General features: G+C 61.6%; 18 protein-coding genes and 1 tRNA gene. 6 read left to right on the top strand and 13 right to left on the bottom strand.

Annotated elements, in window-relative coordinates:
* Positions 1-64 precede the first annotated feature (64 nt).
* A complete protein-coding gene (locus tag DB459_RS21630; RefSeq protein WP_253707646.1) occupies positions 65-445 on the top strand; it encodes a hypothetical protein in 381 nt (126 codons plus the stop codon).
* Here DB459_RS21630 and DB459_RS21625 read toward each other — a convergent pair.
* Positions 405-2,024, bottom strand: a complete 1,620-nt coding sequence (locus DB459_RS21625; RefSeq protein WP_253713656.1) for a beta-(1-6) glucans synthase — start codon at positions 2,022-2,024, stop codon at positions 405-407. The genes DB459_RS21630 and DB459_RS21625 overlap by 41 nt on opposite strands.
* 392 nt (positions 2,025-2,416) lie before the next feature.
* On the opposite strand from DB459_RS21625, the gene DB459_RS21620 reads away from it, so the two are divergent.
* From DB459_RS21620 to DB459_RS21610, 3 genes are all read left to right on the top strand, one after another.
* Entirely contained in the window at positions 2,417-2,965 is a 549-nt protein-coding gene (locus DB459_RS21620) for a beta-1-3, beta-1-6-glucan biosynthesis protein (RefSeq protein WP_253707644.1), read from the top strand.
* A 214-nt stretch (positions 2,966-3,179) separates the two neighbouring features.
* Positions 3,180-5,849 (top strand): glycosyltransferase, encoded by a 2,670-nt coding sequence (locus tag DB459_RS21615; protein WP_253707642.1) that lies wholly within the window; start codon positions 3,180-3,182, stop codon positions 5,847-5,849.
* A gap of 181 nt (positions 5,850-6,030) precedes the next feature.
* Positions 6,031-6,106 (top strand) — tRNA-Lys (locus tag DB459_RS21610).
* 215 nt (positions 6,107-6,321) lie between these two features.
* On the opposite strand, the gene DB459_RS21605 is transcribed toward DB459_RS21610, so the two are convergent.
* The 3 genes from DB459_RS21605 to DB459_RS21595 all read right to left on the bottom strand — a co-directional run bounded on the left by DB459_RS21605 (position 6,322) and on the right by DB459_RS21595 (position 8,900).
* Positions 6,322-7,062 (bottom strand): cytochrome b/b6 domain-containing protein, encoded by a 741-nt coding sequence (locus tag DB459_RS21605; RefSeq protein WP_253707640.1) that lies wholly within the window; start codon positions 7,060-7,062, stop codon positions 6,322-6,324.
* A gap of 263 nt (positions 7,063-7,325) precedes the next feature.
* Entirely contained in the window at positions 7,326-8,408 is a 1,083-nt protein-coding gene (locus DB459_RS21600; protein WP_253706553.1) for an IS630 family transposase, read from the bottom strand.
* A gap of 165 nt (positions 8,409-8,573) precedes the next feature.
* Positions 8,574-8,900, bottom strand: a complete 327-nt coding sequence (locus DB459_RS21595) for a hypothetical protein (protein WP_253707630.1) — start codon at positions 8,898-8,900, stop codon at positions 8,574-8,576.
* 457 nt (positions 8,901-9,357) lie between these two features.
* On the opposite strand from DB459_RS21595, the gene DB459_RS21590 reads away from it, so the two are divergent.
* The gene (locus DB459_RS21590) at positions 9,358-9,654 is read left to right on the top strand and encodes a hypothetical protein (RefSeq protein ID WP_253707628.1); all 297 of its coding nucleotides are present in this window, start codon (positions 9,358-9,360) and stop codon (positions 9,652-9,654) included.
* 328 nt (positions 9,655-9,982) lie between these two features.
* Here DB459_RS21590 and DB459_RS21585 read toward each other — a convergent pair whose 3' ends face one another.
* The 6 genes from DB459_RS21585 to DB459_RS21560 form a co-directional block, all read right to left on the bottom strand.
* Positions 9,983-12,175 carry a hypothetical protein gene (locus DB459_RS21585; RefSeq protein WP_253707626.1) on the bottom strand — a complete coding sequence of 731 codons (2,193 nt, stop codon included), beginning with the start codon at positions 12,173-12,175 and terminating at the stop codon, positions 9,983-9,985.
* Positions 12,175-13,389 carry a lysylphosphatidylglycerol synthase transmembrane domain-containing protein gene (locus DB459_RS21580; RefSeq protein WP_253707623.1) on the bottom strand — a complete coding sequence of 405 codons (1,215 nt, stop codon included), beginning with the start codon at positions 13,387-13,389 and terminating at the stop codon, positions 12,175-12,177. The genes DB459_RS21585 and DB459_RS21580 overlap by 1 nt, the downstream gene beginning before the upstream one ends.
* A gap of 1 nt (position 13,390) precedes the next feature.
* Positions 13,391-13,744, bottom strand: coding sequence for a hypothetical protein (locus DB459_RS21575; protein WP_253707621.1), 354 nt, complete (start codon positions 13,742-13,744; stop codon positions 13,391-13,393).
* Between the two features lie 9 nt (positions 13,745-13,753).
* On the bottom strand, positions 13,754-14,785 hold the full coding sequence (locus DB459_RS21570; RefSeq protein ID WP_253707619.1) for a radical SAM/SPASM domain-containing protein: 1,032 nt from the start codon (positions 14,783-14,785) through the stop codon (positions 13,754-13,756).
* 38 nt (positions 14,786-14,823) lie between these two features.
* Positions 14,824-15,864 (bottom strand): radical SAM/SPASM domain-containing protein, encoded by a 1,041-nt coding sequence (locus DB459_RS21565; protein ID WP_253707617.1) that lies wholly within the window; start codon positions 15,862-15,864, stop codon positions 14,824-14,826.
* A 124-nt stretch (positions 15,865-15,988) separates the two neighbouring features.
* The gene (locus DB459_RS21560; RefSeq protein ID WP_253707615.1) at positions 15,989-17,164 is read right to left on the bottom strand and encodes a DegT/DnrJ/EryC1/StrS aminotransferase family protein; all 1,176 of its coding nucleotides are present in this window, start codon (positions 17,162-17,164) and stop codon (positions 15,989-15,991) included.
* Between the two features lie 111 nt (positions 17,165-17,275).
* Here DB459_RS21560 and DB459_RS21555 point away from each other — a divergent pair, with 111 nt between their 5' ends.
* On the top strand, positions 17,276-18,220 hold the full coding sequence (locus DB459_RS21555) for a glycosyltransferase family 2 protein (RefSeq protein WP_253707613.1): 945 nt from the start codon (positions 17,276-17,278) through the stop codon (positions 18,218-18,220).
* Between the two features lie 48 nt (positions 18,221-18,268).
* Here the strand turns inward: DB459_RS21555 and DB459_RS21550 are convergent, their stop codons facing one another.
* Genes DB459_RS21550 through DB459_RS21540 form a run of 3 tightly spaced genes read right to left on the bottom strand, consistent with a single transcriptional unit; the run spans position 18,269 to position 21,359 of the window.
* Positions 18,269-18,775: a GNAT family N-acetyltransferase gene (locus DB459_RS21550; RefSeq protein ID WP_253707611.1), complete on the bottom strand. Its 507-nt coding sequence runs from the start codon at positions 18,773-18,775 to the stop codon at positions 18,269-18,271.
* A 5-nt stretch (positions 18,776-18,780) separates the two neighbouring features.
* Positions 18,781-20,637 carry an asparagine synthase (glutamine-hydrolyzing) gene (gene asnB / locus DB459_RS21545; protein ID WP_253707609.1) on the bottom strand — a complete coding sequence of 619 codons (1,857 nt, stop codon included), beginning with the start codon at positions 20,635-20,637 and terminating at the stop codon, positions 18,781-18,783.
* An 11-nt stretch (positions 20,638-20,648) separates the two neighbouring features.
* Complete coding sequence (locus DB459_RS21540) at positions 20,649-21,359, bottom strand: WbqC family protein (protein ID WP_253707607.1); 711 nt, start codon at positions 21,357-21,359, stop codon at positions 20,649-20,651.
* Between the last annotated feature and the right edge of the window lie 33 nt (positions 21,360-21,392).

Below are 21,392 nucleotides of genomic sequence, written 5' to 3'. Positions count from 1 at the left end.
CGAAGTTCGTGTCCGGAAGATGCCGCAACCGACTCACGAACTTCGGAAACAAGGGTACTAGCACATGATGAAAGAACCGTTCCGCCTCTCCGCCTTTCAGGTGCAGTGGCTGCTCATCGTCGGCTTCTCCACGGTCGGCTATGCGCTCTACATCCGTTATCTCGCCGTCGAATATTCGCCGGTGGCGCTGGCCTGCGATGCCGGCCTGCAGACCGCGCTATGCAAGACGCGGCTGCTGGCCACCGCCCTGTTCCGCCATTCGGTGTTCGGCATCACCGCGCTGGTGATCGCGGCGCTGCACCTCGTGCGGCCCTCGATCGTCACCCTCACCGCCGGCGTCGTGATGGCCGGTTTCGGCATCGTCCTCTACAACATTGCGCTGTCGGGGATCGCGATCGGCCTGCTCATTCTTGGTTTTGCCCGACCCGCGCCCGCCACAGCGTGAGCGCGAGCAGCAGATAGGCGCCGCAGGTCCACAGCGACTGCCAGTTCGCCGTCCCCTCGTTGAAGCCGATATAGACCACCGACAGGACGAGGAGCCCGGCGAAGCACGATTCGGCGATCGGGCGGTGCCCCTTGCGCGGCCGGTCGAGCAGCATCAGCGCCGTGAACGGGATGACCACCATGGTCAGCGCGGCAAAGGGAAAATCGCGGTAGCGCGGGTCGAACACGAAGCCGAGCGCGGATTCGGCCGCGATCAGTGCCGTGACGATCACGGTCACGCCGAGGGCGGCGACGACACGGCTGTTGGTGCGCTGCTGGCGTGGCCCGACCACCTCGAGAAAGGTCGGCAGCGGCAGCCCGGACATCAACGCTGTCGCCGACAGGATCGGCGCCATCACGGCGGCGGCGAGCAGCAGCCCCCATTGCACCCAGCTGCCGTCCAGCCCTTCGTACAGCAGCTTGTCGACGGCGATGCCGAACAGCGAGCCTGCGACCGTCGCCGAGATCGCCACCGCGATCCATGACGACACCCGCGGCGACCATGGCTTGCGCCGGGACCTGAAGAAGGCGGCGCCGAACACCGCCATCGACAGCACGAGGCCGGCGGCGAGTTGCAACTTCCAATAGGGATAGTTGCTGATGGGCACGCCGGGCGGATATTTCAGCGCCCGCGAATCGCCGTCAATCAGGCCCCAATAGCCGCCGACGGTGCCCTCGAGCCGCCGCTTCCAGGGCTGGTCATAGGCCTCGATCAGGTTGACGCGGAAGCCCTCGCGCTTGGCGAGATCGAGGATCTCGGCCACGACCCGCGCCTGATTGGTGCGCGACGGCAGCGCGCCCTCGCGCATCCGTCCCGCGCTCGGCCAGCCGGTCTCGCCGATCAGGATTTCCTTGTCGGGAAACGCCACCGCCATGCGCTTGCGGATCGCATCGACATGGGCCGCGGCCCATTTCGCGCGGACCGGGAAATCCTCCCAATAGGGCAGGATATGGATGGTGACGAAATCGACCGCGTCATAGACCTCGCGATAGCGCAGCCAGAATTCCCAGACATCCGCATAGGTCACCGGCACGCTGACCTGGGCCTTCACCGTGCGGATCAGCGCGGCGAGATCGGAGGCGGTCATCTCGCCCCGCAGCAGCACCTCGTTGCCGACCACCACCGAGGTGATGACGTCCGGATAGTCCTTCACCAGCTGGACGACGGTCGCGATCTGGGCCCTGTTCCGCGCGGCATTGGAGCCGAGCCAGATGCCCTGGATCACCTTCAGCCCGGCGTTCTTGGCGAGGCCGGCGACCTGATCGACACCGTTGTCGACCGAATAGGTGCGCACGCAGTTGGTGATCTTGGCGAGCTGGGCGAGGTCTTCGGCGATCTGCTCGGCCGAGACCCGCATCGTCAGCTCGAGCGGATTCTGGTCGCCCCGGAACGGGGCGTAGGACACACATTCCAGCTTGGCCGCCGGATCGATCGGCGCGCGGGGCAGCGACACCGGGGCGGCGAGCCACCACCAGACGGCAACGACAGTGCTGAGGGAGATCAGGAGCAGCGTGAACGGCAGACGAAAAGAAATTGGCAGGTCCTCCGGCGGTCCCGGTCGATTAGCCGGTCGGCGCGAATCTGCCAAGCCATAGCAAAGAATCGCGACAAGACCGCGCCTGCGGTCGACCGCCGCACCCGATCAGCGGTGGACAACCACGTTCAGCCGCCATTCACCGGGGCTGTGGCACTGCTTCGGTCCCCGCGCGCGGCGTGTTGAACGCAACTGCGCCGGCAAATCGCCGGAGACGAGCCATAAACTTCCGACTTTGCTGGACAAAATCAAAAATTCCCGGCATGGGAATCCGGGGATGCGGCCGACGCGTGGTCGCCGCATTGGGGACCCATTTCCACGGCGACGCAAGCGGTCCGGGCCGTCAGTTATCGGTCGGGACCGGCGGGCGTGCCGCAGTCGAATTTGTCGGGGACTTCATGCGTTCGTTGACTGAGTTTCGTGTCGCGGCCTGCCGGGCCATCGCCCTGTCCTGCGCCGCGCTGGTGGTCGGTGTCGGAGCCGCCATCGCCCAGAGCGGCGACCTCAAGGCGCAGGATCAGCAGAAGCCGCCGGCGCAGGGTGACGCCGCTGCGGCCGCCAAGGATGGCCAGCGCAAGGTCGACGAATATGCCGAGGCCGCGCAGGCGATCAACGGGCCGGCCGGCAACCCCGAATGCGTCTGGCTCGGCCGGCGGGTGGTCAGCCTGATGTGGCGCGACGATCTCGACACCGCTTTCCGCCATCTCGATCTCTACGACCGTTTCGGTTGCCCCGGCGGGCACATCCAGGCGGCCTTCCGCTGCCTGACCCGGTTCGGCGGCACCATCGATTCCAAGGTCCCGGACAGCCTGACGAACCGCGTGCACGCCTGCTGGGTCAATCCGAACGCGCAGCCTCAGCCGGCCGCGGCTGCAACAGGGCCCGCTCCTGTTCCGGCGCCGGCCGCACCCGCTCCGGCACCTGCCGCGCCTGCACCGGCGAAATAGATCGCGCCGCGAAAAACGCGCGGCGCGGCACCGGAACGGGCCGGAACCTTTTTTGCATGGCGCATGATGCCGCGCCCTGAAAAGGCCACGGCGCCATACGAGTTGTTAAAGCCGAGTTGTTAAGTCGCATGGCCTGAGCATGCCATGAGCCGCGTGCGAACCGCTGGGGACGGGTTCGCGACCCGACAAGACAGTCCCGTATGGTTCGTCGCGAATGCGCGCAGTTGTCGCCGTCCTCGTTCTCGTCACCGCCGTCCACGCCGCCTTGTGGGGCGTGCTTCGCGACAAGCAGCAGGCGCCCGACTTCGGCGGCATCCTGCCCAGCGTCTCCTATGCGCCGTTCGATGGCACCGGCCACCCGGATGTCGACAACATCCCGACGGTGGAGAAGATCCGCTCCGACCTGAAGACGCTGTCGACCATCAGCCGCGCCATCCGCCTCTATTCCTCCACCGGCGGCGTCGAACTGGTGCCGCCGATCGCCCACGAGGCCGGGCTCAAGGTGACGGTCGGCGCCTGGATCGACAAGCACACCGAACGCAACGAGCGCGAGATCCAGTCGGCCCTCGAGCTCGCCAAGCGCAACAGCAACGTCAACGGCATCGTCGTCGGCAACGAGACCATCTATCGCGGCGAGCAGAAGGTCGAGGACCTCATCCAGCTGATCCAGCGGGTGAAGAAGTCGACCAATGTCCCGGTGACGACCGGCGAAATCTGGAACATCTGGCTCGAGCATCCCGAGCTCGCCTCCTCGGTCGACTTCATCGCCGCGCATATCCTGCCCTACTGGGAAGGCTTCTCGGAGAAGCAGGCCGTCGACCAGGCGATGATCATCTACCAGAAGCTGCGCGACGCCTTCCCCGGCAAGCGCATCGTCATCGCCGAATTCGGCTGGCCGAGCGCCGGCTACAATCTGCGGGCCGGCACGCCCGGACCGTTCGAGCAGGCGGTGACGCTGCGCAATTTCGTCAGCCGCGCCGAAGCCATCGGCATGGAATACAACATCGTCGAGGCGATCGATCAGCCCTGGAAGTTCTTCGAGGGCGGCGTCGGTCCCTACTGGGGCATCTTCAACGCCGCGCGCGAACCGAAATTCGCCTGGACCGGCCCGGTGGTCGACCCCGACTACTGGAAGCTCGCCACCCTCGCCATCCTGGTCGGCATCCTGATGTCGCTGCCGATCCTGCGCCTCCAACGGCCGACCGCGTTGCAGGCGGCGGTGCTGTCGGCCGCGGCCTGCGGCGTCGGCGCCTGGACCTCGACGGTGTTCGCCTACTGGAAGGGCCATTACTTCGTCTTCGGCTCGGCCTTCGCCCTGACGCTCGGCCTCGTGCTGCTGGTGCCGCTGATCGTCATCGCCGTGGCGCGGATCGAGGAGATCGCGACCATCGCCTTCGGCCGTCCGCCCCGGCGGCTGATCAAGGACGGCCTGCCGCCGCCCAGGGACGGCGTCTACCCCAAGGTGTCGATCCACATCCCGGCCTATTTCGAGCCGCCGGAGATGCTCAAGCAGACCCTCGATGCGATCGCTCGCCTCGACTACCCGAATTTCGAATGCGTGGTGATCATCAACAACACCCCCGACCCCGCCTTCACCCAGCCGATCCAGGACCACTGCCGGATGCTGGGCGAGCGCTTCGTCTTCATCAATGCCGAGAAGGTCCAGGGCTTCAAGGCCGGCGCGCTGCGCATCGCCATGGCCCGCACCGCCCCCGATGCCGAGATCATCGGCATCATCGACGCCGATTATGTGGTGACCGAGGACTGGCTCAAGGAGCTGGTGCCCGCCTTCGCCGACCCGCGGGTCGGCCTCGTCCAGGCGCCGCAGGACCACCGCGACGGCGGCAGGTCGCTGATGCACTACATCATGAACGGCGAATATGCCGGCTTCTTCGACATCGGCATGGCCCAGCGCAACGAATATGACGCCATCATCGTCCACGGCACCATGTGCCTGATCCGCCGCGCCGCCATGGACATGGCCGGCGGCTGGGCCGGCGACACCATCTGCGAGGACACCGACCTCGGCCTCGCCATCATCGAGAACGGCTGGACCACCCAATATACCACCAAGCGCTACGGCTTCGGCCTGCTGCCCGACACCTATGAGGCGTTCCGCAAGCAGCGCCACCGCTGGGCCTATGGCGGCTTCCAGATCGTCAAGAAGCACTGGCGGCGCTTCCTGCCCGGCGCCAGCCGCCTGACCCCCGATCAGAAGCGCGAATTCACCCTGGGCTGGCTGAACTGGCTCGGCGCCGAGAGCCTCGGCGTCGTGGTGGCGATCCTCAACCTCGTCTGGGTGCCGATCGTCGCCTTCGCCGACATCGCCATTCCCGACAAGATCCTGACGCTGCCGATCGCCGTCTCGTTCATCGTCTCGGCGATGCACTTCCTCGTGCTCTACCGGCTGCGGGTCAAGATCGGCATCGGCCAGATGCTGGGCGCCATGGTGGCGGCGATGTCGGTGCAATGGACGGTGGCGCGCGCCGTCGCCAACGGCCTGATCACCGAGCACCTGCCCTTCGCCCGCACGTCCAAGGGCGGCCTGTCGCGCATGTCGGTCGAGTTCCAGGCGTTCTGGGAGGCGGTGATCGGGGTGCTGCTGTGGGCCGGCGCCGCGGTGCTGATCATCACCAACAGCCAGAAGCAGATCACCGAGATCTACATCTTCGCCGGCGTGCTGCTGCTGCAGAGCCTGCCCTTCCTGTCGGCGGTGGCGATCGCGCTGCTGGAGAATTCGAAGCTCAACGCCTTCACCTTCTGGCGCGAGACCGGCATCCGCACCGCCGAGCTGATCGGCCTGCGCCAGGTCGCCCTGCCCCTGCCCGGCAGCGTCAGCGCCCCGCCGGCGGTGGCCTCGGACATCCGCAGCGAGGCGTCCTGAAGCGGGGCCGGCGGTCCAGGCGGCCCGCCGGAGGTCCATGGGCCGGCGCGCAACGGCGGCTGTTCCGCCCCGACCGGCGGATTGTTGTGGACGGTCAAGGGGCTGGCAGCCACCGGCCGGGGTGGAAACCGCGCCACACTATTGACCGCAAGGGACCCGGCCCCTACACACCGGGGCGAGTGAGCGCGTAGCTCAGGTGGTAGAGCACGTGACTTTTAATCATGGGGTCGAGGGTTCGAGTCCCTCCGCGCTCACCAAATAAATCAATCGCTTAGCTTTACCGATGGTCAGGCAAGAACAGCCGAGGTCACGCTAAGGGTAACGGCCTCACCCTTTTTTTTCTTTCGACCGCCCTCGCTGACCGGAAAGCGCGGAAGCTCTTCGGCTAACGGCCCGTCGATCAAGTCGGCGGCGGCTCTCTCGCGAGCCGCCATGCTCGGGTCCACCTCAGCCGACCGGCCTCTCTTCGGGCCTATACGTCTTGCGGCGGCCGGTTGAGAATCTTACGGCCAGTGAACATCGCCGACGTGATGCTGCCGCCCTCATGGATCTCGGTCACGATGACCGCAGCGAGATGGGTCAGAATGACGGCCGCAAGCGCATAGAACGCGTACAAGTGGATCGTCACGATGGGGGACCGGAAGGCGCGCATTGCCTTGTAAGCAGCCTGATCCATCGTATCCGACGCCAGCGGCGAAACCGACGCCGGATCGACACCGGTCGAAGCAACCCAGCCGGCGAACCATCCGCCGAGCGGCGGCCAGAACAGGTCAGTCCCGGCCAGGATCAATCCCGTCGCGGTCTGGAGGACGAGCAGAAGCAGTATAAGGACGATCGCGATGCGCGCCGCCGGATTGTGCCCGGCATATTGTTGCGGCTCGCCGGAAAGGAAAGCCGTGGCATAGCTGCGCAATGCGCCCCAGTAGCCAGGCCCGTAGGGCAACATCGCACGCCATCGCGCATAGCGGTTTCCGAGGAAGGCCCAAACAAAGCGCCAGATCAAATTCAACGCCATGACGTAGCCGAGCGCTACGTGGATCTGCTTGAGCTGGACTTTGCCGCCGGCCGAAAGTCCAAGCGTGTCATCGTTCAGCAGCACAACGCCGACGATGATCAAGCCGAGCACGCTGAGTGCGTTGATCCAATGGAACCACCGCGTCGGGGCGTCCCACACGTTGTAGACGCGATATTGCTCAGAGGGTGTCCGGGACATTGAGAGCACGCCTGAGAGAGCACGCCTGATTGTTGCGGCCAGGCTCTCACGCGAATGCCTCCCAGAGGTTGATTTGCATCAACGCCGCATTGGTCGATGCGCAACGCTACCGACGTTGACGGCAAGGTGCTCGTCGTTTGTTGGCAGGCGTCGGCCGGCATGGTCTCCACGGCCTCGTGGCTGCATCTGGGGCAGGTAATCGTCGATTGAAGCTGCAAGCGGAAACCTCCTAGTGTCCTGACTCTCAATTGCCTTGCAATAACTCACGCTGCCTCGATTTTGTCGAGGGCGGCGCGGGCGCGGTTGATTTTTTCGAGGATGGCCGCGCCCTCGGCCCTCCACGTGTAGGGCTTCGGGGCGGCATTGCGATCGGAGAGATAGGCTTCGATGTCGCGGACGAGTTCGCCGATGGAAGCGAAGCTGCCCGAGCGTATCACGTCGGCGGTTAAATCAGCGAAGAAGCGTTCGACGAGGTTCATCCAGGACGAAGATGTCGGCGTGAAGTGCGACTTGAAGCGCGGGTGACGGGCGAGCCAAGCCTTGACCTTTGGATGCTTATGCGTGGCATAGTTGTCCTGGATCAGATGGATGTCGAGTTCCTCGGGCGTTTCGCGATTGATCTGTTTCAGGAACCTGAGCCATTCGATGTGAGTGTGACGCGCCTCGGTGCGCGCGATCAACTTGCCTTTCATCGCATCGAGGGCAGCAAACAACGTAATCGTGCCATGCCGGGTGTAATCGTGAGTCATTGTCCGGGGACGCTTCGGGGCAAGCGGCAAGCCAAGTTGAGTGCGTTCCAGAGCCTGGCATTGGCTCTTCTCGTCGCAGCATAACACCAGCGCCTTCGCTGGCGGATCGAGGTAGAGCCCGATCACGTCCCAGAACTTTTTCTCAAACTCCGGATCATTCGAGAGCTTGAACGTCTTTACAATGTGGGGCTTCAAGTCATTCTTTGACCAGATCCGCTGCACAGTACTGTGCGATACTCCGGCATGGCGGCCCATGCTGCGCACGCTCCAACGCTTGCGGTTCTTCGGCGGACGCGTGGCATCGGTGATGACACGCTCGATTTTCTTCTCTGTAATCGAGGGCTTGCGTCCGCGTCCGCCCTTGTCGTCGAGGCCGTCGAGCCCGTGTGCCTCGAACCGGCTGGACCATGTCGACACCGTTGGCATCGATGTATCCATCTGCTCGGCGACGAGCTCGATTTTCACCCCCTCCAGACGCAGCAGAATAATTTTTGCTCGAAAACGATCGCGATGCGCACTGGTCGGAGCATTGGCCCTCCGTTGGAGTTCAGCCCGTGTCTCCGCATCGGCGGTAAGTACCTTGACGGGACGCGCCATCCTCTCAGCTCCTGCTTGCCCGAAGCAACCAAGATTATTTAAACTGATTTGCGAGACGGAACACTAGCACCTTTCGGATTCGACCTCGGTGCTGCCGGCCTTGAGACCGGGTGGCGCGAGAACGACGGGAGAAGGCGCTCGGTCGAACAGACGCCCTCTGCGCCCTCACCGCAGCCGCAGCGACAACTGATCCGATCCGGTGTGGTAGTCGATGAACGACCTGACCGGATCGGTCAGATCGAGGTATTCCACTCTTTTCTGGATCTCTTCGGCGATCTCGCGCGAGACGTCGTCCGACCAGTTGCGGCCGATATTGAACGCGACGACGCGAACCGGACGAGTGAACTGCCCATCGATCAGATCGGCGATGACGCTCTCGCGGTCCGCCATGCTCGGGGCTGCCTCGGCGTAGGCCATGCCGTGCGGACCGTGGTCATCGAGCACGAGATAGACGGTCTCGTCGTGCTCCGGAACGATCGAAGGCCCAGGCATGATACGCGCTCGCCGACAGAGGTGGCCGGCACCGGAGATCGAGGTGCTCGGGGCTGAGGTGTCCCCGGCACCGGCCAGCTTGCCCGCCACAGCCGTAAAGCCGTGGGAAGCAGGCAATCAATCGGCAGCCGTGGCCGGCGGTTCCACCGGCGAGCAGGATTATTGCTCCCGCCGAGCTGAGCGGCGGAACGCTCGTGACCGGCCGTCCCGCGCGGCAACCGCCCCGCCTCTTCGAAGTTGGCTCGATGCGCTCCGAGGGAGACGGAAATGACCGTCCTGACGCGCCGCACTTTGCTGATCGAGGCGGAGAGCCGGAGCCTGCCTGACCGTCAGCGCGCGGCCGCGCCCAGGCCGGCCGCGAGCGGCGCCAGTTGCGTCCGGGGCTTGCCCCCGGGGCGCGGTTGCGGAACACTGCCGCGAGGCGAATGCGATCTTCACCCGTCAGGGAGGTGTTGCAATGCGATCTTTGGTCTGCGCGATGGCGCTGGCGACCGCCGTCTCGCTCTGCGCTCCGGTTGCCGTCTCGCACGCATCCTCGGACCTGCCGGGTGCGGCGCCGAGCGAGTTCAGCGCCAGCCGCCGCCATCACCACCATCGGTATTATCGCTACCATCATTCCCGTCGCACCCTGCCTTACGACGGCTATCGCCCCTACCCGCCGCCGCGCTTCTGCTATCCGCCCTATTATGGCGACAGCTACGGCTACGGACCTGCCGCTCCGTTCCTCAGCTTCGGCGCCGGCTGCGGCTGGTGACGACCAGAACCGGCGCGCGGAACCGGCCGGCGGCGGTCCCGCCGGACCGGAACCGCGAAGCCTGAGCCTGAGCCTGAGCCTGAGCCTGAGCCTGCGCTCGTCGACCAGCTGTTCACCGCCGACAACATCGCCGCGCCAGTCCGGTCCCCTCGATCTGCTGTCGCGCCTCGTGAGCCGGTCGTCAACGCTTCCTGGCTGAATCAGATTGATGACGCAATCTTTCCGCACGACATCTCGCTCGCTCGGCGGAGAAGTGAAGGCCTCAAGCCTCCGACGATATGCCGCCTCCCCGCCGTCACCAACTTTCGGCGATGGCTCCCTGCGCCTGTCAGGGCTGGCCCTCCACTACCTTCGGTATTTCGGCAAGGCCGAAGCGATGCATTTCACGGGCGTCCTGCATGCGACAAAAGGGGCGCCAGACTGGGGAGAGCCGCAACGACAGGTCGATGTCGATCGATCCTTCAAACACCACCGCCGTGCTAGCAAGATTTGCGCGCTGCACGGAAATCACTCTGCCGCCACCTGCTTGGTGTGAGCGAATCTCGAGGCAATGGCTGAACTGCAACGGCACAAGCAGCAGGGATCGTCCATTGCTTTGCGCCGCGATACGCCAGCCCCCCCGCACAAGACTGGCTTTGGACATCACGACCGCCTGAAGGGGCTGCTCGACGTTCTCTCCGAGAACGACGGTCTTGTGGAAGTCGAATTGCGGCTGGGCGAGCCTGCGCAAGACCTCAGTGGCGTTGTCCGCCACCACGACTTCGGTCGGCGCATAGGTCGCGAGATTCGGATCTGGCAACCGAAACAGAAATTGCACGGTGTCGGACTGCGCTATCCGATCAACTAGTTCCGCGGGCGCGGCGAGCGGATAATCCGTGATCAGATATCGGATACCGAGACTCTCCATCAGCGGATAGCGGGCCTGCGTCACGATCAGGATATTGCGGATTTGCTTTTCCTGAGGACGATCGAGAAGGCGCGTCACAAGGCCGAACAGGGCAGGCTCTGCCGTCTGCGAATATGGTTCAAAGGTAGGAATGTCGAAACGCCATAGGTAGGGCAACCGATGATAGTTGCCGAACGCCAACATGCTCTTGGCCGCACTCGTCAAAACGGAATGCCAGTCCGCTGGCGGACCGGAGGGGCCCCCGAAACCTGAGAGGGTGGCAACATAGCCTTTGAATGCTTCGTTTGGTTTGACGCCGATCTCGGATTGCAGCCTGGCCGTGATCACAGTGCTTTTCGCACGCTCATAATACGGATTTCCGACCCGAAACGGGAACAGCCACAGATAGGCGGCGACGGCAGCCGTCCCAGCCGCGATGGCAGCAAACCGAACCGGAGGGCTGTGCAGAAAGTCGCGCCGTATCAGGGGCGGAACGCTCCCACGCCATCGGCGTGCCATAGCTCCTACCAGTTGGACCACGGCATAGGCGCCGAATAGCGAATAGAGCGGCCACATGAAGAATTCAAAGTAAATCGGGTAGGGAATCACCCAAACCGGCACCGCCATGTAGGCGAAGATGTATCCGCAGAACAGGATGCCGAGCACCAGAAACGTCACGGCAAACGCCCTGAGCAAGCTGGAGCCCCGCCCGATCGCGAGAACGGCTCCGCTGAGCGCCAGAAAGATCCAGGTCCCACCGAGAATGGAGATGCGGTCATCCGTTCCGGCGACCGTGCAATAGCGCCAAACCGGCGCGCCCGTGCTGCTGCTCAACTCGTTGAAAAAGAACGATGCCGCCGTGTTCAGGTAAATTCCAAGGATGTATGCGGCACCGCCGAGGGCGACGAACAGCAACAGCGGAACAATATGCCAGACTGCCCTCAGCGCGAAACGTTCTCGCCCGAAGTTGCTGTACAGGATGGCCATCATCGACAGTCCCATGATCGGACACGAGAGGATGAGCCAAGCGGCATTGGCAAGAAACAGCCAGACGCCCACCACGAAGAAAGCAAGCGCATTCGCCCTCACATATCGTGTGGTAAACGCGCGGGCAAACAACGCGATCATCAACATCGCGAAAGAGACGTTATCTGCACCGAGTGTGTTGAGGCTGTAGATGATGTTGAGCCCCGTGAAACTTCTGTAGGGCAGACACGCAATCGGCACTGTCCATGCCGCAAGCAGCGACGCGCCACGCGGAAATGTCAGCCCGCGACCGAGTATAAATGTGGAGCAGAACATCAGGCCGGCCGAAACCGCATAGGCGAGCGTCACTCCGGCCCTTTCGCCGAACACAGGGATCATCGCGAGGCTCGGCGTGATCAGCGGATTCATGTGAAACAACGTCCCCATCCCCTCGAACGGGGCCATCGAAAGTCCGGGGAAGAACGCCGCAAATCGACCAAGTTGGAGCGAAGTGACGCGCGTGAATTCGCCGTCGATCGAAATCAGCAGCATTTCGTTGGACGGCATGAAAGCGGCAATCGAGACGATCGTTAACGCCGCAAGGTGAATAAGGAACGGCAACCGGCGCGAACCGGCGAGGTTCGCTACACCACCCCGTGGACGACGCATCAGTTTATCGCTCGCTGGAATCGACTATCCGCCGTTTTGTCAACAACGATCTTGGAACCAACCACTGCGCGGCGGCGCGCAGAAGGGCTGAGGCCGTTATCAGCGTCTTCACATGGCGCCCCAGTACGGCGGTCTTCGTCTTCCTGACAAAACCCACGCTTGTCGGATTGCCATACGTACGAGATCGCACCGATCAATGACACGAACGTGGTGACGACGCGCGCCAGGAAAAAAGCCGACCCGTAGGAAATCGCATCCGGCGCCGAACTCAACATCTGGCAAATTTGAGCGAAAGCTCCCTCGCCGATCCCGAGGCCGCCCGGCGTCAAGGGAATGGCGTTGGCGAGCGACGCCAGCAAGGTGGCAAGACCGATATCGAGGCGGTCGAGATCGCGAAATTCGATCGCTTCCGCAAGAACGATCAACACCGAAGCCGTCAACAAATGCACTAACACCGAGAGCGCCAGGCCGACCAGCATACCCCAGATATGAGTATGATAAGCTCGCCCGGCTTGGATGACCGGACCGATCAAACGCGCCACCGAGCCGTTGGCGTCGAGGAACGCACGCATCCGACGGCGCACGGACGAATGATATCCTAGTGCAATCGCACCACCGAGCAAAACGAACACCGCCACCGTGGCTCCGATGACAAAGACCGCCAATCCCTGGAGCGCCGGCGAGCTCATCATGCGCTCCGCCTTGACGAAGAGGAAGATTGCCGCCGCAATGAGCAGACCGGCGAGGCCAAGAAGGCGATCAGCGACCACCGACGCGAACGCCGGCCCGAGCGAACAACCAGGCTCACCCGTCGCACAATACACACGAACCCCGTCCTGCCCGATACCGCCGGGAAGACACGTACCGGCGAACATCGCGATGAACGTGATGCGCCAAAGGCGAACAAAGCCAATCCGGATGCCCTGCAACCGCAATAATAGATCCCATTTCGCGATGGCCACGTGCACGATGACGAGGTTGCCTAAGATGGCGAGCAGAAGAATACCGGGCGAGGAAAAAACGGTGACCAGATTGCCGGTAGCGATCGCGCCAAATTGAAACAGCATGGCGATAAGCGTAACGGCCAAGGCCAGACGTATGAACTGTCCGGTCCTGGCAGGGAGGATTCGCGTCAGTGCGCCGTGCAGAGCTGCCGTCTTGCGAGAGCCCGCACGGCCCCAATTTACCATCTGACCGATGGTGCCGCCGGTCATCTCAGCCTCCGCTTATCGGGATGGTGCCGCGAGGGGGGCCTATCTGGGCCCGAATGTCGTCGACGATCTGCGTCCGCTTTTCCGCATTGAAACCCGCACTTGCCGGCGTGTCATACAGATAGGCCTCCAACTCACCGTCGTTTTCCTGATCCCAGAACGTCCGTTGCGGCTGTTCCGCCAGCACGAGGCCCTCAGCCGGACTTGCACCGATATCGATCAAACGGAAAGTCGGATTCCACGGATCACCAGCGCGGCAGACAATTGCAAAGATGACAGGCGTTTGATTGGCCCGAACCTTTATCGTCGCAACCTGAAACGGCCCGTAAAAAAGGAAATCCGCAATCTTAAGGCTCATGCTTTCGAATCAATCTTCGACTATGGCCTGGAAGTCGTCGTGAATGCTGAGACCCTGTTTGCGCACGCGCTCTGCTTCGGCATTTTCTAGGACCTTCCAGTAATTGTGAGTCCACGATCGGTACTTCCAATCCGGGCAGCCACGGCAGAGCGGAACATCATTGCCTTTGCCGGCTAGATGCTTGTCCCGATAGAATTTGAATCCGGGTCCATGCCAAATCTCGCCAATGGATTCCGTAGTGACATTGCCCATGCGCGTATTCGCTGAAATGTCATAGCCACACACCATGACGTTGCCACGGCTGTCGATATTGAGACGCTCGAAAATAAAGGGACACGGCGTCTCCCCAGCCGTGAGATAGGCCGTGGGATCGGCGGAAAGGGCACTATCGAGTTCTGTATTGGCGCCCCAGGTGAGGAACTTGCGCTTGATGATGTAGTCAAGGCCCTTGCCCTTGACCCAGTAGCCCTCAACCGCGTCGATATCGACACCCTTCTGATGGACCGCCGAGCAGACGATCTTGGAGGTGCTCTTGAGCTCCGCCCGCAGACGCAGCATTCGCTCGACAGCCTCGTTCAGATTGTCCCAATCGAGCCCCTTGCGAACCCGATTGTAGGTCTCCACGTCGCACGCGTCGACGGAGAATTCGATCATATCGACGCCGGCTGCAAGCAGGGCCCGGGAGTTCTCCTCGTCGAATTTCGAGCCGTTGGTGATTAGGCCGATCTTGCAGCCTCTGCTCTTGGCATGGACCAACAACTCCGCTGCCTTGGGATGCAGCATCGGCTCGCCGCCGCCGGAAATCCGCAGATACGCGCCGTGCGGACCCGACTCGTCGGCGATCTTCTTGAAGATTGCCTCCGACATATACGGCGCGTCGCGATATTCCTTGCGGATGTTGGAGTTGGTGTAGGGGCAATGCGGGCATAGCGCATTGCATGGATAAGCGAACGACAGCACAAGCATCATTGGAAACTGCGCTGCAGCCGGCCGCAGTCCAAACTCGGTGCCTTGGTGGTCAATAATCTGCGTGTCGGACATTTTTTGCCAGCTCCGGCGACGGGATGCAGAAACGCAGCTCAGCCCGCCAATCCCTTTTGCGGGGTATTTTCGGCGTCGCCATAATACCAGAACGGGCGTGTACCCTCGATGTGCTCAGCCTCGTATTCCGCCCCGGCGACCTGCCAGTCGCCGCAGCCCTTGCAAATCTCCGGCAAATCCTTCCAGCGATGCTCGCGATGAACCTTGCGCAGTCGCTCACCAAGCAAACGCCATGCCTTCTTGACGCTGATCTCGCTGACATTGCCGACCGTATACATGCCTTCGTAGTCGACGGCGCAGGCAACAACCTTGCCGTCCTGATGGATGGCCATGGTGTTGTTGCCCCACGGACACGCAATTCGGAAATCGGTGTCGTGGCTGATGGTGTCGGTGCGGACCGTTCCGGTCGCCGTCCATTCGAGCATCGGGCGAACCTTTACTTCCGCGCCCCGCTCCTGCCAGTATCTGCGGTAGGCGGCGGCCTCGTGGGCGTTCTCTTTCATGACGGAGAACTGGCAGGTGATCGCCGGATACTTCTGCCCGCGTTTAGCGCGCTCCTTGAGCAACCGCTCGACCGCCGGATACACGATTTCCCATTTGCCGCCGACGCGGATTTTTTCAAAGACCTCCTTCGACAGCCCGTCCAGACTTAGGATAAATCGACGCAGCGGCGAATTGAGAATCTTGTCAATGTTGTCCCAGCGCTCCAGCAGCGTGCCGTTGGAGTTGAGCACCAGATTCTTGCACCCTACTTCGTCGGCGTATTCGAGCCGGCTCCAGAGCTCCTCCTTGTAGCCCAAGATCAGGGCTTCGCCGTAGAAGGTCGGCCATATTTCACACATCGGATGTTCGCGTCCGACCTCTTCGACTATCTTGTCCCAAAGCGGGCGAGCCATGTGGCGCTTGACCCGCTTGAGCTCGCGATGACTGCAATGAATGCAGGTCATGTTGCAGATCGAAGTATTCTCCAGGACGATCTGCGGCGGGAATGGATGATCGACAAGGCGGCGCTCAATATCGAGCAGGTCACGGCGGCGAGATTCGCTCTCGACATGCTTTTCGCGCAAAGCGAAGTCCATGGATCGTGATCTCCTTCCGAAATCCAGCCCGAAGGCCCAGCTGGCCCGGGGGCATCACCGCTAAGCGACCACATTGCTCGTTCAGCCGACAGCCCGCCCGTCGGGCATATTACTAGAAGGCTTACTACCCCGCCAAAATAATACGGCTAAGCCGTTCGACGACCGTATCGACCATTTCCGGAGGCATTCCCGGAAAAAACGGCAGTGAAAGGCACTGATCGCCGATTCGCTCTGCAATCGGAAAATCGTTCTCCTTGAAGCCGAATTTCTCGCGAAAATAGGAAGTCAGATGAACCGGACGGTAGTTTACCACCACCTCGACGCCAGCTTCCTGCAGTTTTGTCAGCACCTCGTCGCGCCGACTGTTCGCGATCCAGATCGAAAAGACATGATGGCAGTGAACGCTGTCGCCAGCCGACAAGGCGGGCACCCGAACATCAGGAAGATATTTCAGCCGCTCCGCATAGCGCTCGGCGAGCGCGCGACGTTGAGCGAGCTTACCGTCCATCCGTGCGAACTGCGGCAGCAGCACCGCCGCCTCGATGTTCGACATGTTGTATTTCCACCCCAGCGCCGTCATGTCCCAGTGCTTGTAGCCTTCGCGGTGACGGTCAAATGCGGTCTTGGTCATGCCGTGGAGACGCAGCATCCGAAGCTTCTCCGCCAAGGCGCAATCATTGGTGGCGACCGCTCCACCTTCCCCACAGGTCAGATTCTTTGTGGCGTAGAAGCTGAAACATGCGGTCTGCGAATGGCTGGCAGGCCGGGCGCCCTCGCGGCGACCTTCAACGCAATGCGCGGCATCTTCGACGATCGCCAGACCATGTCGGTCGGCAACGCGCTTGAGTTCAACCATGTCAGCCATCAAGCCATACAGATGCACCGGTATGATCGCTCTGGTGCGCGGCGTAATCGCCGCCTCGACCTTGGCGACATCGATGTTGCCGGTTTCATCCTCGACTTCAACAAAGACCGGCTTTGCTCCCGCCTCGAGTATCGCGGCCGCGGTGGCGATGAACGTCATCGGCGTGGTTATGACTTCGTCGCCGGGGCCGATATCGAGGGCAAGAAGCGACATGTGCATCGCTCCGGTGCAACTGGTAACCGCGAGCACATGTTGAACACCGAGAAAGGCGGCGAGTCGCCGCTCAAACTCCTCAACGAAACTACCAGTCGTCAGGATAGGCTGAGCCAGTACCTCGGCAACCGATTCCAATTCAGCATGGCCAAGATCGTGGCGGAAGAACGGGATTCGAGCCGATGCGTGCGGCGCCTTGCCTTTCGATTGCGGCAAAGTCATCAAGTAGGTCCAGCCCCCTTGTCGCAATTCCCATACTACAATAAGCCATATCTGTCACGCAGCCAGCAGCAAGGTCCTGCAAATGATGGATTGCTTGAGCCCCCTCCGCCCATGAATCCGGAATTGCGCCTGACACCCGAGCAAGCAGGCAACGTCCGGTCTGACCCGGCCGAATCCCTCTCGCGGAAGTTCGATCGCGGGGTATCTTTGCTGGCGTGGGGCTACAACGAGCAGGATCTCATTGAGGAGTTTTTGCGTCGCGGCACGCAGATCATGGACGCCACGGTTGACGACTGGGAACTCATCTTTATCAACGACGCCAGTACCGACCGCACAGGCGAAATTGCCGATGCGTTCGCGCGGGAGGAACCGCGGGTAAGGGTACTTCACAATGACCGCAACCGCAATGTTGGCTATTCCTGCAAGCGATCTATCCAAGCGGCGACCAAAGAGTACCTACTCTGGCAAACCGTTGATTGGAGCTACGACATATCCCAACTGCGGATCTTTCTGGAACTGACTCGCCATTTCGATGTCGTGCAGGGGATCCGACCGACGCCAATCAGACTTCTGAGCTATATTCCCGTCCTGCGATCGATCTACCGGGTGAGAACCCGCTCCGACGACTTCCCCAAGGCGATCGTTTCATTGTCAAACTACTATCTCATCACGATCCTATTCGGCGTTCGCTTCCAGGACTTTCAAAACGTCACGATCTATCCCACCAAGCTGATCCAATCCGTCGAGTTGAACGCCAACAGTTCGTTCCTCAATCCGGAATGTCTGCTGCGCACCTATCAAACGGGAGCATCCTATATCGAGGTTCCGATCAAATTTATTCCGCGCCAGGGTGGGGAGGCCAAAGGCACTAAGCTAACCGCCATTGCAAGATCGGTGCGCGACATCCTTTTGGCATTCTTGACGTGGGGTTATCGTTTCCGGGCGTCAAACGAGACGGTTAGGACCGAACGCCGACTCTTTCGCGTCTCCGAGCCGTTTCATCTCGACGAAAATATCCTCGCGCTCGTGCTTCCGCTGTTCAAAGATTTCCGATGATGGTTGCCGACCATGGGTCAGAGACATGTCTACTGCCGTCGATCCGACCTAAGATAGAGTGGACGCAGGAAAATAAGCCATCCTGATCATGTCGATCGCGGTGCCGCGATAGATTTGCTCGGCGCGCAAGAAACCCTCCTCGACAAATCCAGCCCTGGTGTAGAGCGAAACTGCCCGGTGATTGTCGGCACGCACCAACAGCGAAATCTTGCGCAGAGCAAGCGATCCGAATCCACAATCAAGCCCGGCGCGTAACGCCGGCTTGGCGATGCCGCTGCCCCGATGCTCCGCACCCAAATACATCCACAACTCGGCGGTTCGATGCTGCCGATGGATATGACGAAAACCGAAATTGCCCGCGTGCGCGCCATCGGCAACGATCGCGAAGATCGCCTGCGAGGTATCCTCTTTGGTGCGGGAGAACCAGCCACGATGGAGTTCAGGCGTAACCTCGCGATCCAGCAGCAGACCCCAGCGTAAGTCCTCATCCGCCATCCAGCGAAGCGTCGCGTCAAGATGCTCCTCGCCGAGGGCGTCCAGTCTGACCGCAGCCATCAAGACTATTCCTGATAACGTTCCCACCACATTTGAAAGCTGACGAAATTCCAGATGCGGCTTGCCAGTTGTTTTTCCCCGGCATAATAGCGGCTCAGAATCTCGGCCACTGCCGCCGGTTCAAGCAGGCCATGGCTTGCAAGACGTTTCGCGGACAACTTATCCAAGACATAGCCCTTAAGTTTTTCCGCTAGCCAGTCATTGAGCGGCATCACGAAGCCTTCCTTCGGACGGTCAACCAGTCCGACCGGCAGCAGATCGCGCACGGCGTCCTTGAGGATGTACTTGACTTGGCCGCCCTTGATCTTCAGCCGACCCGGAATGTTTGCGACGAATTCCACCAGCCGATGATCGAGAAAGGGCGGGCGCACCTCCACGGAGTGGGCCATCGAAAGGCGATCGACAAAGGCCAATACCTGGTCGGGTAGCAAAGTCTCGAAGTCGACGCACAGGCTGCGGTTGAGCGCGTCGCGGCTCGAACAGCCGGCATAGAGATCCCGGGTCAACGCCTCGGTGCTGGCGTCGCCGACAGCTTCGCGCATCGCGCTGGAATAAACCTCGCGCTTTGTTGCCTCGTCGGCCAGGTATTGGCCCATGCGCCGTGCCGCCTCGTCGCCGCGGTCGAGAATCGACCGCAGCCGCGTCGTATCGCTCTCAAACGGCGCCAGCATGGAAACGTCGACATTGGCACCAGCCGCCAGCGCCGAAGGGTTGGCGGCGGCATAGGCCAGCGGCTGTGCCAGCCGGTGCGGCAGATAGCTCGCGAACAATTCGTCGGCACCATCGCCCGACAAGGCCACTTTCACGTGCCGGGCGATGGATTGGGTAATGAAGTATGTCGAGATCACGCCCGAAAATGGCTCGTCGAACGCCGTGAGGATATCGTCGAGGTGCTGCGGCACGTCCTCGAAGCGTACGACGTGCTCGTAATGATCGGTGCCGTACATACGCGCCACGTTATTCGCGAAGGTACGGTCAGCATCCTTGTGCGGAAATCCGTCATCATAAATTAGCGTGAACGTCTTGACGTTGCTGGCGCCGAGACGGCTCATCAGCGCCACCACCGTCGAGGAATCGACTCCTCCCGAGAGATAGGCCCCGACGGGAACGTCCGAACGCATTTGCAACCTGACGCTGTCCTCCAGTAGAGCCCGAATCGATTCCGCCGCTTCGCGCCCGTCGAGATCGCCGTCATCACGATAGCCGATGCGCCACCAGCGACGGATATTCTCCGATCCGTCGGCAAACACTAGACACTCACCAGCCCTGAGCTGGCGGATTCCGGCAAAGGCGGTGCGCGGCGCCGGAGTATTCTTGTAGCTGAAATAATGATGTAGCGCGATGAGATCGGGTTGGCGCGACACATCCGGGTGCGCAAGCAGGGCTTTGGGCTCCGACCCGAACACGATGCACTCGCCCTGCACCGCATAGAACAGCGGCTTGATGCCGATCCGGTCACGAGCCAGCAACAGCCGGCGCGCCCGCCTATCCCATAGCGCAATGGCGAACATGCCATTGAGCTTGTGCAGGAACGCGTCTCCAAATTGCTCGTAGAGGTGGACGATCACCTCAGTGTCGGAATGATCGGTGCGGAATATGTGACCATCGGCGATTAACTCCCGCCGCAACTCGATGAAATTATAGATCTCGCCGTTGAACACCACAACGATGTCGCCAGTTTCGTTGAACACCGGCTGTTGACCGGTCGCCGCATCGATGATCGACAGCCGGCGCATTCCCAACGCGACGCCATCTCCGATCCAGCTCCCATGCTCGTCAGGCCCGCGATGGACTAGCGCACGCATCATGGGCTGAAGACGATCAAGGCCGCCCGGTCCCACATAGCCGCAGATGCCGCACATCCCGCCCCACCCTATCTTGCAATGCGGCCGCCGGCGCGAGCGCTCTCCAGCACCGCGGCGCTCTCGGGACCCACGTTGAGAAGGAGGTCGATGGCCGACAAGTGCGACACGAACGGCCCATGTAGCTGTGGATATACGGGATGGCTGAAGTTCTGCCACTCCACGGAAATTCCGTTATCGCCAAAGGCAGCGACGTCGAGATAATCTTGCGCGCTATTGCCGGACAAATAGTTACTAACACCGAAATGCCGGCACAGGTTGATCAGCCGACCGTTCCGGTCCCCGCCGACGTTCAGCTCGGACGACAAATATAACCTTCGCTCGATTCCAAACCACTGACACATGCGCAAGCTCAGCGCATTATCAAGTTCGGCGAGCCGCCGCCACGGCCGCAGCAGGATTTCCTCGATTTCAGGCAGATAATGAGTTACGAACGGAGCCTTGGCATACAGCTGCGCAATGGTGCGGAGCTGCTTCTTCGCCCATGGTGACCTTGCGTCAACCTCCGTCTCGTTGATCGCCTGGCCCGCCCGCCCGGAATGCAGGACCGGCACCGTCAGCCAAACCGGCCCCTTCGCCGATTTTATGCGATTACGGTTGCGCCAGCCGTGCTTATCGAACTGCGCGTCGTCGTAAAGCACGAAAAAATCAGAGCGCGCGACCTGATCGAAAAAGCCGAGCCAAGGCAGATAACCGGGCTGGAGCACCGCCAATGTCGTCATTGGGTTATCGCGAGCCCCGGGTGACCGACGCTG

The sequence above is a fragment of the Bradyrhizobium sp. WD16 genome (assembly GCF_024181725.1).
In the GTDB taxonomy this organism is placed as follows: domain Bacteria; phylum Pseudomonadota; class Alphaproteobacteria; order Rhizobiales; family Xanthobacteraceae; genus Bradyrhizobium_A.
The sequence above is the reverse complement of the archived record's forward strand: the minus strand, read 5'-3'. Positions and strand labels throughout refer to the sequence as shown.